The organism is Stetteria hydrogenophila, assembly GCF_054657575.1.
Genome location: NZ_BAAHYL010000001.1, coordinates 212,701 through 224,681, shown reverse-complemented (window position 1 = coordinate 224,681; position 11,981 = coordinate 212,701). Strand labels below are relative to the sequence as shown.

Annotated in this window: 14 protein-coding genes; all 14 read left to right on the top strand. The window is 62.8% G+C overall.

From position 1 onward, the window contains the following. Positions 1 to 137 precede the first annotated feature (137 nt). Positions 138 to 905 carry an archaeal proteasome endopeptidase complex subunit alpha gene (gene psmA / locus ACYQ3J_RS01180; RefSeq protein ID WP_460123361.1) on the top strand — a complete coding sequence of 256 codons (768 nt, stop codon included), beginning with the start codon at positions 138 to 140 and terminating at the stop codon, positions 903 to 905. A 334-nt stretch (positions 906 to 1,239) separates the two neighbouring features. Then, the gene (locus tag ACYQ3J_RS01175; protein WP_460123358.1) at positions 1,240 to 1,941 is read left to right on the top strand and encodes a ribosome assembly factor SBDS; all 702 of its coding nucleotides are present in this window, start codon (positions 1,240 to 1,242) and stop codon (positions 1,939 to 1,941) included. 178 nt (positions 1,942 to 2,119) lie between these two features. Beyond that, positions 2,120 to 2,812 (top strand): exosome complex RNA-binding protein Rrp4, encoded by a 693-nt coding sequence (rrp4, locus tag ACYQ3J_RS01170; protein ID WP_460123356.1) that lies wholly within the window; start codon positions 2,120 to 2,122, stop codon positions 2,810 to 2,812. Between the two features lie 3 nt (positions 2,813 to 2,815). Next, entirely contained in the window at positions 2,816 to 3,529 is a 714-nt protein-coding gene (rrp41, locus tag ACYQ3J_RS01165; protein WP_460123353.1) for an exosome complex exonuclease Rrp41, read from the top strand. Between the two features lie 21 nt (positions 3,530 to 3,550). Continuing rightward, positions 3,551 to 4,393, top strand: a complete 843-nt coding sequence (gene rrp42 / locus ACYQ3J_RS01160; protein ID WP_460124555.1) for an exosome complex protein Rrp42 — start codon at positions 3,551 to 3,553, stop codon at positions 4,391 to 4,393. 1 nt (position 4,394) lies between these two features. Next, positions 4,395 to 4,682 carry a 50S ribosomal protein L37ae gene (locus ACYQ3J_RS01155; protein ID WP_460123351.1) on the top strand — a complete coding sequence of 96 codons (288 nt, stop codon included), beginning with the start codon at positions 4,395 to 4,397 and terminating at the stop codon, positions 4,680 to 4,682. After that, a complete protein-coding gene (locus tag ACYQ3J_RS01150) occupies positions 4,679 to 5,260 on the top strand; it encodes a Brix domain-containing protein (protein WP_460123348.1) in 582 nt (193 codons plus the stop codon). The genes ACYQ3J_RS01155 and ACYQ3J_RS01150 overlap by 4 nt, the downstream gene beginning before the upstream one ends. A gap of 3 nt (positions 5,261 to 5,263) precedes the next feature. Continuing rightward, entirely contained in the window at positions 5,264 to 5,518 is a 255-nt protein-coding gene (locus ACYQ3J_RS01145) for a KEOPS complex subunit Pcc1 (RefSeq protein WP_460123345.1), read from the top strand. Positions 5,519 to 5,585: 67 nt separating this feature from the next. Continuing rightward, positions 5,586 to 5,954, top strand: a complete 369-nt coding sequence (locus tag ACYQ3J_RS01140; RefSeq protein ID WP_460124552.1) for a prefoldin subunit beta — start codon at positions 5,586 to 5,588, stop codon at positions 5,952 to 5,954. Next, a complete protein-coding gene (locus tag ACYQ3J_RS01135) occupies positions 5,926 to 6,264 on the top strand; it encodes a hypothetical protein (RefSeq protein ID WP_460123342.1) in 339 nt (112 codons plus the stop codon). Before ACYQ3J_RS01140 ends, ACYQ3J_RS01135 begins: the two co-directional genes overlap by 29 nt. Further along, positions 6,218 to 7,261, top strand: coding sequence for a DHH family phosphoesterase (locus ACYQ3J_RS01130; protein WP_460123339.1), 1,044 nt, complete (start codon positions 6,218 to 6,220; stop codon positions 7,259 to 7,261). Before ACYQ3J_RS01135 ends, ACYQ3J_RS01130 begins: the two co-directional genes overlap by 47 nt. Before the next feature lie 196 nt (positions 7,262 to 7,457). Further along, entirely contained in the window at positions 7,458 to 9,416 is a 1,959-nt protein-coding gene (locus tag ACYQ3J_RS01125) for a hypothetical protein (protein ID WP_460123336.1), read from the top strand. Positions 9,417 to 9,504: 88 nt separating this feature from the next. After that, positions 9,505 to 10,614, top strand: a complete 1,110-nt coding sequence (locus tag ACYQ3J_RS01120; protein WP_460123333.1) for a hypothetical protein — start codon at positions 9,505 to 9,507, stop codon at positions 10,612 to 10,614. Between the two features lie 4 nt (positions 10,615 to 10,618). Beyond that, entirely contained in the window at positions 10,619 to 11,920 is a 1,302-nt protein-coding gene (locus ACYQ3J_RS01115) for a PQQ-binding-like beta-propeller repeat protein (RefSeq protein ID WP_460123330.1), read from the top strand. Positions 11,921 to 11,981 lie beyond the last annotated feature (61 nt).

Sequence of the window (11,981 nt, the reverse complement as noted above, 5' to 3'; positions counted from 1 at the left end):
GGAAGACGAGTCCTCCGATGCCGCGGCGTTTTCACGTGGGCTGAAGCGGTCGCCGGCGAGCCGGGCTAGCATTGCATGGGGCTTTAAGCGTAGGACTTTAAGCTTAGCCTGGCACCCGGAGCGGGTGGTGCTCAGGCGTGGCTTTGGGGATACCCCCGGCGACGGCGTATGACAGGGCGATCACGATATTCTCCCCGGAAGGTAAGCTGTACCAGGTCGAGTACGCGTTCGAGGCCGTGAAGAAGGGTTGGACCTGCCTCGGGATCAGGACGGACCGCGCCGTGGTCATCGCCGCCGAGAAGAGGAAGGTGATCCCGCTTATAGACCTCGAGGGCATCGCGAAGGTTAGCATGGTGGACGAGCACATAGGAGTCACGTTCGCGGGCATGGGGAGCGACGGGAGGGTTCTAGTCGACTACGCCAGGCTAGTGGCGGCCAGGCACAGGCTGATCTACGGCGAGCCCGCCACGGTGGAGTACGTAGTCAAGGCGATCTCCGACTTGAAGCAGGCCTACACCCAGCACGGGGGCGTTAGGCCCTTCGGGGTGGCGCTGATCTTCGGCGGCGTCGACAACGGCAAGACCCAGCTCTTCCGGACCGAGCCCGGGGGCCAGTACTTCAGCTACTACGCCATAGCCATAGGGATAGGGGGAGAGGTAGCCGAGGGCATACTGGAGAAGGAGTACAGGCGCGACATGGACCTCGACTCAACGCTGGAGCTGGCGGTGAAAACACTCCTCAAGTCAAGGCTCGCCACCACCAACGAGCCTAAAGAGGAGGTGCTCAGCGAGTTCCACAAAATGATCGAGGTAGGCTACATAACGGTGGACAGGCCGGTCTTCACCATAATGAAGCCCGACGAGTTGAAGAAGATAATAGACCGCGTTAAGGGCAGCCTAGACTAGCCGCCCCCGCCATTACGTGGCGCGGGCTTCCACCTCTCCCACAGCCCTCCTAGCGGTTGCAGCGTCGCCGGGCAGGCTGCCCCGGAGGGCAGCGAAGCCGGTCTACCATCAAACCTCAAGGCCACCCAGCACGGATGGATGAGCCGCCGGGGTCAAGCGGGCTAAGCAGCCATCCTGGAGCAACGCCTTCCAGGCCTCTCCCCTTAAGGGGGAGCCTTGCCGGTGCTCTAGGCCTTGATGGTAGGGTTGAAACCCTCTTGGGAGCCGATTTAAGTGTAGAACGTGGATATTACCATGACTAGGGGTCCCCGGGAGGGGAGGGGTGGGTTTAGGGTTGACTAGGAAGCACGACTTTATAGTTGCTTGGATGGAGGTTAAGGGGCAGCGGTTTGAAGTGCTGGTCAGGCCCGAGTACGCTTTCAGGTTCCGCGAGGGCGAGAATGTCAGCCTCGACGACGTGCTTTGGACGGACACGATCTACAGGGACCACAGGAAGGGACTCAAGGCGAGCCCTGACGCTCTCAAGAAGGCTTTTGGAACCGATGACCCTAGGCGCGTCGCTGAAATCATATTGAGGAAGGGCGAGATCCAGCTGACGAGCGAGCAGCGGAGGAAGCTCATCGAGGCGAAGAAAAGGCAGATAATAAACTACATCGCCAGGAACGCTGTTGACCCGAAGACTGGGAAGCCTATACCGGAGAAGAGGATAGAGGCGGCTCTCGAAGAGCTGGGCGTGGGGATCGACCCCTTCAAGGACGCTGAGACCCAGGCCGTCGCCATAGTCAAGGCCCTGTCTAGGGTGATGCCGATCAAGCTCTCGAAGGCGTTGCTGGAGGTAGTGATCCCGCCCCAGTACAGCGGGAGGGCGTACAGGGAGCTGCAGAGGATGGGTGACGTGAAGAAGACGGAGTGGCTCCACGACGGCAGCCTCAAGGCCGAGATCGAGGTACCCGCCGGGACCCAGGTTGAAGTGATTAACAGGATCCAGGGCATAGCCAAGGGAGGCGCGACGATAACCGTCAAGGGCATAAGCTAGCAGCCGGCGGGAACACGCCCCACTAGCTCCCTCCCGGGCCGGCCGGGATCCTTCGTGGGGAGCGTCGTTTCTTTTAGGACGCCACGCTGAGGCCCCGGGGAGCCTGCTCCTAATGGATTAAAACCGCTTGGGTCGACGGGGTAGTGTGGATAAAGCGTTATGGGGGTAAATCCGGGAGTTGGCTGGAAGCCTTCGAAGGATAGTGGTTCCCGGCGAGGAGCTGGACGCCAGCGTTGAGGGTGAGGAGCCTTACGTTGTGGATGTTGGGGGCAGGAAAATCGCTACCGTGATGGGTATCCTGGAGCGTAAGGATCAGAGGATCGTCTACACCCCGCTTGAGGCCATCTACATCCCGAAGCCAGGCGACGTCGTTATAGGGATTGTATCCGGCATTGGGGTGACGAACTGGTTTGTGGACATAAACTCCCCCTACCAGGCTGTCCTGAATATCCAGGACTTCCTGGGCAGGCCGTTCAACCCGGCGACCGATGACCCCGCCAAGCTGCTGAAGGTAGGCGACTACGTCAAGGCCAAGGTCGTGGCTTTCGACAGGTCGAGGAACCCGCTTCTAACAGTGCAGGACGGGGGCCTTGGGAGGATAACGGAGGGCAAGGTGGTCACGATAAGCCCCGCCAAGGTCGCCAGGGTGATTGGGCGGAGGGGTAGCATGATTAACATGATTAAGGAGGAGACAGGGTGCAACCTGTTCGTAGCGGTCAATGGCAGGGTACACGTTAAGTGCAAGGACGAGCGGCTGGAGGATATAGTTGTCGTGGCGGTTAAAATGATCGAGAAGGAGGCTCATAAGGCCGGGTTAACTGAGCGTATAAGGAGGATGATCAGGGAGGAGAGGGCTGCTAGAGGGGTGTAGCGCATGGGTAAGGCTCAGGTTCAACTGATAAGCGAGGAGGGCCTCAGACACGACGGACGGAGGCCCGACGAACTGAGACCCGTCCGGATGCAGGTGGGTGTGCTGTATAACGCCGACGGCTCGGCGCTTGTCGAGTTCGGCAGGACCCGCGTTCTAGCCGCGGTCTACGGGCCCCGTGAGCCGGTCCAGAAGTACATGGTGCTCCCCGACAGGGCCGTGCTGAGGGTAAGGTACCACATGGCCCCGTTCTCGACGAGCGAGCGCAAGAGCCCGGCTCCCTCTAGGAGGGAGATAGAGCTGTCGAAGGTGATAAGGGAGGCCCTCGAGCCCGTGCTCCTCACGGAGTACTTCCCCCGGACCATGATCGACGTGTTCATAGAAGTGCTCCAGGCGGATGGAGGCACGAGGACTGCGAGCGTGACCGCCGCCAGCCTAGCGCTGGCGGACGCCGGGATCCCCATGAAGGCGCTGGTGGGGGGCGTGGCCGTCGGCAAAGTCAACGGCGTCCTCGTACTGGACGTTGACGAGGTTGAAGACTCGGCCGGGGAAGCCGACATGCCCGTGGCGGCCGCGCCGGACATCGGGTTGATAACGCTTTTCCAGCTGAACGGGGTGCTGACGAGGGACGAGGTCAGGAAGGCTATGGATATGGCTTTGAAGGCCATCAACCGAATAGTTGATATGGAGAAGGAGGCGCTGAGGGCGAAGTACGACTAGCAGGGGTGCGCAGGGTTGAGTGTGACGCCGTTCAGGCTCCCGACTATACCCTTGTACAAGCGGGAGATGCTGGAGAGCCTCATAGCTAAGGGTTTAAGGCTCGACGGGACCAGGGGCCCGGAGAGCCCGCGCAACGTGAGCATCGAGCTTGGAGTAGTCGAGAAGGCTGAGGGCAGCGCTCACATAAGGCTGGGGAACACGCAGGTTATGGCGGGGGTCAAGATCGACGTTGGAACCCCGTTCAGGGACATGCCTGACCAGGGCGTGCTGATGGTTCACGCTGAATTCGTGCCAGTCGCCAGCCCGCTCTTCGAGCCCGGGGCGCCAGACGAGAACGCAATAGAGCTGGCCAGGGTCGTGGACAGGAGCCTGAGGGAGGTTGGAGCCGTCGACCTTAGCAAGCTAGTCATAAGGCCGGGCGAGAAGGTCTGGGTGGTCTGGGTGGACCTCTACATCTTGGACCACGACGGCAACATCTTCGACGCCTCGATGCTGGCGGCGATGGCCGCCCTCCTCAACGCTAGGCTCCCACGCTACGAGGAGCTGGAGACGGGCGAGATAGTGGTGGATAGGAGCGGCTCCGAGGGGCCCCTGCCGGTGAGGCACAAGGTTGTAACCGTCACGCTGGCCAAGGTCGGCAAATACCTAATAGTCGACCCCGACTTCGAGGAGGAGAGCATTGCGGACGCCAGGCTAGTCCTAGCCTTCGACGAGCAGGGGAGGCTGGTCGGCGCGCAGAAGACCGGCCCGGGAGGCATCACCACCGCGGACCTCGAGAAGGCCATGGAGCTGGGCTGGAGGGCTGCGGGGGTCTACTTTAAAGCCCTGGAGGAGGCGGTGGCAGGCGTAAGCGGGGGTAGCTGAGATGGGGAGGACTAAGACCGTCGGCATCGTGGGCAGGTACGGGCCCAGGTACGGGGTCAGCGTTAGGAAGCGGGTAAAGGAGGTGCTAGAGAGGAGGTACGCCAAGCACGTCTGCCCCTTCTGCGGCTCCACGGGGACAGTCTACAGGGTATCCGTGGGGATCTGGTCCTGCAGGAAGTGCGGCGCCGTGTGGGCCGGCGGCGCCTACACCCCGAGGAGCGGGTTGGCGGGCTACTTCACGGGCTACATTGTGAGGAGCGACTCGTTCCCGGCTAAGCAGAGGAGATGACGTCGATCATCGTCACTACCAGCAGGGCCCCCTCCCCCAGGACCCGCAGTTTCGTCAAGGACCTAGTGGCCGTCCTGCCTGGGGCTGAGAGGCTTACAAGGGGCCACCTCACCCTCGAGGAGCTAGCGATCGCAGCCAGGACCCGGGGGGCGGATAGGGTAGTAGTGGTGGGGGAGCGGAGGGGTAACCCTAGCATTATCCGGGTCTACGAGCCCACCCTTGGGGCGGCGTCGCCGCTCCGGAACATAGTCACGTTCATAGTGGCGGGCGTCGCCCTCTCCAGGGAGCTGGGGAGGCCCACGCCCGCCAGGCCGCGCCGGCTGCTCGTGGCGGGCGCCGGGGACGAGGAGTTGGACGAGTACGTTGAGGCCTTCATTAGAGCCTTCAACGCCCGCCTGCTAGCTGGGGGGAGGAAGCCTAGGGCCGGCGACGTGGTGGTAGTCCTGAGCAAGGCGGACGACCTGGTTGTAGCCGAGTTCGAGGAGGCCGGGAGGCGCGTGGGCCCCCGGGTTAAGCTGAGGAAGCCGTCCCGCATGATAAAGGGTGAGAACGAGGGCTGGCTCGAGTGGTGGAGGTGAGCCTTGAGGCTGGTTGTAGAGTTGTGCCCCGGCAACCCCGGGGAGGCTAGGGCCATCTACGCGTCGCTCAAAGCCGAGGAGGCCCAGCCGAGCCCCAAGAGGGGCAGAGTAAGCGTCGCCCTCGACGAGGGCAGGGGGTGCGTGGTTATCGAGCTGGAGCCACGGGACCTAGGATCTATGAGGGCCTTGATGAACTCCTTCCTCTACCTGGCCCACGCCGCGTACAACGCAGTGAGAGAGGCCGGAGGGATGGGCTAAGGGCCGGCTTCCCACAGCTTATTTTAGCGTAAAGCGCTTGGCGCTATGAGAGGGTGCCGCGGGCTTGGTGGAAAGGGTGCCGCCCGAAGTCCAGGTTAAACTGGAGAAGCTCGCGCAGGCCAGGAACAACCTGGCATCGGTGCTGCAGCAGAAGAGCAGCTACGAGGCGCTGCTCAGGGAGTTAGAGGAGACCATCTCGGTGGTGGAGGGGTTGAAGGACGACGCCCTCCTATTCAAGATGGTTGGCGGCGTGCTAGTCAAGGTTTCCAGGGATGAGCTGTTGAACGAGCTTAAGGAGAGGAAGACGGCGGCCGAGATCAGGCTGAAGAAACTGGAGGCTTTCGAGAAAAAGTTCAGGGAGGAGGTTGAGAGGCTGGAGAAGGAAATACAGTCCATGGTGTCAAGGCTTGGAAAGGAGGGAGCCTCGGCAGGGTGACTCCATCGACGTCAGCAGGCTCGCCTTTGAGGTAGAGGAAGAGGTCAGGAGGATTCTAGAGAGGCTCCTTGGGAGGAGGGCGTCGGCTTTCTTCGTGACCGTGAAGCTAGTCTACACCCGGGAGAGGCTGCTAGAGGTAGTCGTCGACGTTGAGGCCACCCGCGGCGCTCCGGGAGTCGACTTGGATGCCGTGGTGGAGGAGGCGCTGGAGGCTGCCAGGGATGTTGTCAGAAGGTACCTTAGAAGGCGGCGTAGGGAGGGTGGTGGAGGAGCTAAGGTCGGCGGGGAGGTGCTTGATCGTAACGCATAGAAACGCGGACCCGGACGCCGTGGCGTCGGCGGTGATAGCCTACAGGGCGGCGGAGGCTGCCGGCTGCAGGCCCTGCATATTCTTCCCCGAGGGCGTGAGCAGCGCCGCGAGGAGCGTGGCCGAGGCCTTCTCCGTGGACCTGGCCTCCATGGAGTGCAGCGGAGCCCCGGGGAGGGAGGATCTCGGCGGCGCAGTAGTGGTTATTGTGGACTCGTCGAACTCCACCCAGGTGGGGCTGGGGGAGGAGGAGCTAAGGTCAGCCGGGTCGGTCGTGCTGATAGACCACCACGAACCCGGGGACCTCGTCGAGATGGCGAAGGCGGCGGTTCACGAGCCCGGGGCCGCTACCGCAACGCAGCTCGCCCTAAGGGTGCTCCTAGCAATGGGTGGGAGGCTGTCGCCCCACGAGTCCTCCCTAGCCCTAGCCGGCATCATCCACGACACCAGGAGGTTCTTGAGGGCTGACAGCGAGGCGTTCGCCTCCGCCTCCCTGCTCATCAAGTGGGGCGGCGACTACGGTAGAGTGGTCAGCATCCTGGGGAGGGGCAAGCGCCCGGCGGACATGGATGTCTCGGAGAGGATCGCCAGGCTCAAGGCCGCCCAGAGGGCGGTCATCGGGAGGTTCTGTAGGGACTACATAGTGGCGGTGACCCACGTCGGCTCCTTCGAGTCGAGCGCCGCCAGGGCGCTCCTAGAGCTTGGGGCGGACGTCGCCGTCGTCGTCTCCTCGAAGGGCGAGGAGACGCGTGTCTCAGTGAGAGTGTCGAGGAGGGCGCTGGAGGCCGGGGTTTCAGCGGCGGAGATAGCCCGCTACGTGGCGGAGAAGCTCGGCGGGAAGGGAGGCGGCCACGGGGAGGCCGGGATGGCCCACGTGCCGAGGAAGCTCAACGCGGCCGACGTCGCCGCAGAGCTAGCCAAGTCGCTACCAGGCAAGGCGGCGAGGCTCTGCACTGAGCGCAGGCGCGAGGGAATCCCCGGGGCAAACGCTGAGGTCTAGCCGCCGCGGCGCAGGCGGCCTAGAGCACGGCAACCCGTCCGCCCCCCACCGCCTCACGTGCAGGAAGCGTCAAAGAACGTAGCGGGGTCGTGGAGTCGCCTCTTTAGTCGCCCGCCTCCTGCGTGCATCGCTAGTCTCCGGCTCCGGGGATCCCTCCCCCTGGGGCCTAGGCGCCTCATTCTGTCGGTGCAAGCGCTTGCGCCGCGGGAGGGGCTTAAGCGAGGTCCTCGGGTCGCTGATACTCCTAGCCGCGATTACAGCTGCGGCGCTGGCGTATGCAGGCCTCTACACGAAGGCGGTCAAGAGCCTGAAAGAGGAGGCTTCAACGGCTGCGGGGAGAGTAGAGGACGTGATAGCGGCCCCCCTGATGATGCCCGACCTCTCGGGCGGAGACCTTGTCCTCCGGGTAGTGCCGGTTAAGCCTGTTAACGTGGAAAGCGTCGTGCTGGTGGTTAACGGCAGCGTCAGAGTCATCAACGTCTCCAAGCCCATAGACTCGGCTCTCACGCTGACGCTCGTGAAGGGCTACAGGTGCGAGCCGGTGTACATAGCACTGGTAACCGGGTCGGGAGCCGTAATCACCTACTCACCCCTCCAGGACCCGCGGGCCAAGGCGGGCAACCTGAATCCGGACGACCTCAAGTACCTCGAGCATGGATACGTTGACTGTAATGTAGTCGATATACTTAAACGCGGCGCCTCAAGCCAGTCTTCCACGCAGGCCGCGCAGGGAGCTACTAGCCGCATGACCCTCTACAACGGCGGGGTTAAGTATACTGTAGTACCCGGCGACGCCCCGGCGTACGAGGTCATACGGGAGCCAAACGATGTGTATACGGTGGCCTACTATAAGGTAAGGATCACGGGGAGCTTCTACCTCGCGCCCGGCTTGGCCGACGTTTCAGTCGAGGTCTACAACGCCGATGACCAGCTTCTGGGGAGAGCGGTGTTCACGAGTCCAGGGGAGCGCTACCTGTTCACGTTCCACACCGACCTAGGAGACGATATACCGGTGTACGCCAAGATAACATGCGTGAGCGGGGCATGCCTGGCAGGCTTATTCTTCGAATCCAACGGCTCGTACATAGTCAGCGGGCTCGCCACTCCCACCCTAAAGCTCGACTACAGCGATCCAAGGAAATACTGCCCCTACACTAATCTATCATTCACCCTGCCACTAGTGCTCGCCCCAGAATCCAGCTTCACCGTGAACGCAAGCGGGGCATGCATCTACGACAAGCTGTCGCGCACGACAGAATTCAAGGTCTCCGCCACGGCCTGGGGCGAATTTGCCACGTGGGGGCCGCTAATCCTGATCGCCTCTACTGCTGACGCTAAGAACGTGGTTTTTGAGACCAATATTTGGCTGAGGGAGGCGGTCAAGGTTAACGTGAGCAAGCCCGCCAGGGCCTCCCTACCAGTAAGCGGGGCCATAGAGTACTCCCTGCTACCCGTGAGGCTGAAGGCGGATGACCCGCTCACCCGGGCGGTGCTCGCCTACATGCGCGGCAACGCGGACATGGTGGAACTCGTCATAACAGCAGGTAATGAGACTCTGAGGAGGTCCATAAGCGGGGACCCCAGAATATTTCCCGTCCAGGGGGCAAACTACTCGGTCGAGGCACGGCTGGGGGCGTGGATCCCATTCACCACTAGGCTCAATATCTCGTACACCTCTACCTCTCATGACGGCCCTTACCGGGAGGAGACTAGGCACATCTGGAACGTTACCACGGTCAAGGCGTTCCAGCTAGACCCGCGTTCGATGCCCGTACTAGTCAAAATCACGGATCTAGAGGACGGCTCGAACTACATAGTTGCCCTGGCCCGCTCCACCCTCACAGTGAGCCAGCTCGGGGAAACATATAGGGGCCTAGCACCGATCGTGGGGGGGATAAAGGCGGCCATAAACCCCGTCGAGCCCAATGGAGTCCTCTACATCATAAAGGCGAGCGGCTCCCTAGAGACCGCGATTAGCATACCGGTCCCCTCACTCGTAAGCGACTCGCAGGCCTACGCGGTGCTCGACGTAGACCCGTCAACGGGCGCCTTCACCCCGCCGACGGAGACAGGCATATACCTAATCATAGAGTACGTCGGGGATCCCTCTCATAGCCAGGACTCGCCCCCCGCCACGTGGATAATGATCTACTAGCCGGAGTCTCCTCTCCTCTTCGGGGCGATTGTTTGATTTAATAATAACTTAAACCCTCAACGGGTCTCTGAACCCTCTGGGGGAAGCGTTGCCGCCGCGAGGGCTCGCGGCCCTACTGGCCGCGCTGGCCGTTGCCGCCGCCTTGCTCGCTGGCCTCAGCGGGGCTCTGGGAGAGCGCCAGGAGGCCTTGGGGGCCAGCGTGAGGTGGGCGTGGCGGGGCGCCTTAAACGGGTTCGTAGCCGACGTCGAGGCGTGGAACGGCTCCGTCTACGCGCTCGTAGAGCTGGACAACGGCTCCGTGGTGGTTTACTCGCTGAACGCTGGCTCGGGCGAGCTACAGGCTAAGAGGCTCATCACAATGGAGCCGGTGAGGTACGCCTCGCTCGCCATCCGCAACGGTTCAGTGGCCGTCATACTAGTCGACGGAGAAGGCTACGTGAGGCTGGTGGCGTGCAACCCTTCAACACTGGAACCCGCCGGCTCGACCGTCTTCGGTAGGGTAGACCCCTCCACAGTAGACGTTAGCGGCGTCGAGCTGGTGGAGGGTGAGGCCATAGTCTTCGGGGGTGTGAGCGGCGGGGGCGGCGTTAGGCCCATAGCCATAGCCCTAGGCCCCCACGACGGCGGCTGGAGCAGGGTGCTCAATGAGAGCGGGTACTTCATAGACTCAACCCTGACGCCGGAGGGATTAGCCTGCGCCGCCACGTTGAACAGCATCTACTGCTTCACCCCCGACGGGCGGCTCGCAGTAGAGGAAGACATGCCCCACTGGCTCCACGCGAATATCACGGGCCTCACCAGCGTAGGCGGGAGGCTCGCGGTAGTCGGCGTTGCCAGCAACTTAACCAGCAACTCCACAAAAGCCAGAAGCATAGCGGTAATCAAATCCAGCAGCGCTCTCGGCACGTACTTTGTATACCTCATAGGCGGCCGCGAGTACCCCGTCTCAGCCGCCGCCGCAGGGGACACCCTGGCGGTGCTGGCACACGCCAGCACAGGGCACGGGGGCTACGAGGTTGACCTAGTCAAGGCGCGCGACGCCGCGGGGACTGCCTGGGGTCTCGAAGCATCCGCCAAGCCAGAGCTCGGGCGCGGGGTCACCCTCTTCAAGGTAGCCTACCGCGACGGATCCCTATATCTTGCCGGCACTGATGGGGCGAAGCCATTTGTAGCCGCCTTAACGCTTAGGCACCGGTAAGGCGGTGGTTGTAGGCTTGCACTCGAGGATACGACTTCTTGCAGCGGCTGCAGCAGTCCTCCTCGCCCTGCTAGCCGAGGCCCCCGTGGCCGCGGGCCAGGCCGGCGGCGACGGGGAGCGGCCGGGGTACAGGCTCACTTCTCTCTGGGAGTGGACCGGCAGCGGGCCAGGGGTCGTAGTTGACGTGGCGGTGGACCTGGGGGAGGGCGTCGCCTACGCCCTCCTAGCCCGGGGTGGCGGGGCGGCGGTCTACGGCTTCAGCCTTGAGTCTGGCAGAGTCGTCTCGCGGGTGGACCTAGGCTTCGAGGCCGAGTACGGCCACATCTACCTCGAGCCCGCCGGCATCAGCCTGGTCCTCGTCGGCCGCGGGGGCAACGTGACCGCCTTGAGAGTGAACCCCTTGACGGGGGAGTACCAGGTCACCTGCAGGTTGACCCCAAGCGGCGCGCTGACCCGCATCCTGGACGCCGTCAAAGCCCAGGGGGTCATCGTCGTAGTCGGTGCCAGGGCCCAGCTGAACGGCTCCCTAGACCCCTACATAGCCGCGTACTCGTGCTCCAGCCACAGGATGCTGTGGAGCGACGCCATCCACATGGGCTCGAGGAGCTACTTCATCACCGCCACGGCGACGGGCGACGGGGCGGTGTGCGCAGCCGGGCCCGGGGGGCTGGCGTGCTACGACCTTAACGGGTCGAGGATCCTCTACAGTAGCGTCAACGGGACAATCCTGGCCGTCGACGCCCCCTCAACAGGGTCCATAATAGCCTCGGGCGTAACGCCGGACGGCAGGGGCTTCATCCTCCTCGGGAAGGTTTTCAAAGGAGAGTTCGAAGAGCGGATGACCGGCCTCGACCGTATAACTCCATCTGCGCTCCGCTACACGGGCGGGCTCATCTACGCCGCGGGAGAGGCGGTGTGGGAGGAGAACAGCACCGTCAGGCACAACCTCGCGGTAATACTCCTCGACAGCGAGGGCGACATTGAAGTGGTTGGGGTGAAAAGCGTTAACGGTGCCTTCGTGGCTGCCTCACTAGCAGTCACGCCCAGCGGCCTGGTCCTCGTAGGGAGCAGAGTAGGCTCTACCCCATTCATGGCCTGCATCAAGCTGGAGCAGGCACCCCTAGAGCAGGGCAACCACGCCCAAGCGGGCACTGCAGGCTCCAACGCCACGAGCACCCAGGCGGGCGGCGAGGAAAGCCTTGGCCGCGCCATGGCACTGTACTATGCCTCCATAGCATCTCTAGTAGCGGCCTCGCTACTCCTAGCATACACGACGCTCAAACTCGTCAAGGCGAGAAGAAAATAATATACGCGCCCCGCCCGTTTAAACCCTCGCCCCGCCGCGGGCCCTTGAGAGCCCCCGGAGA

Coding starts and splice junctions, on each gene's coding strand:
- rrp41 (WP_460123353.1), top strand. CDS start 2,816: ATGGGTAAGGCTCAGGTTCAACTGATAAGCGAGGAGGGCCTCAGACAC.
- ACYQ3J_RS01155 (WP_460123351.1), top strand. CDS start 4,395: ATGGGGAGGACTAAGACCGTCGGCATCGTGGGCAGGTACGGGCCCAGG.
- ACYQ3J_RS01150 (WP_460123348.1), top strand. CDS start 4,679: ATGACGTCGATCATCGTCACTACCAGCAGGGCCCCCTCCCCCAGGACC.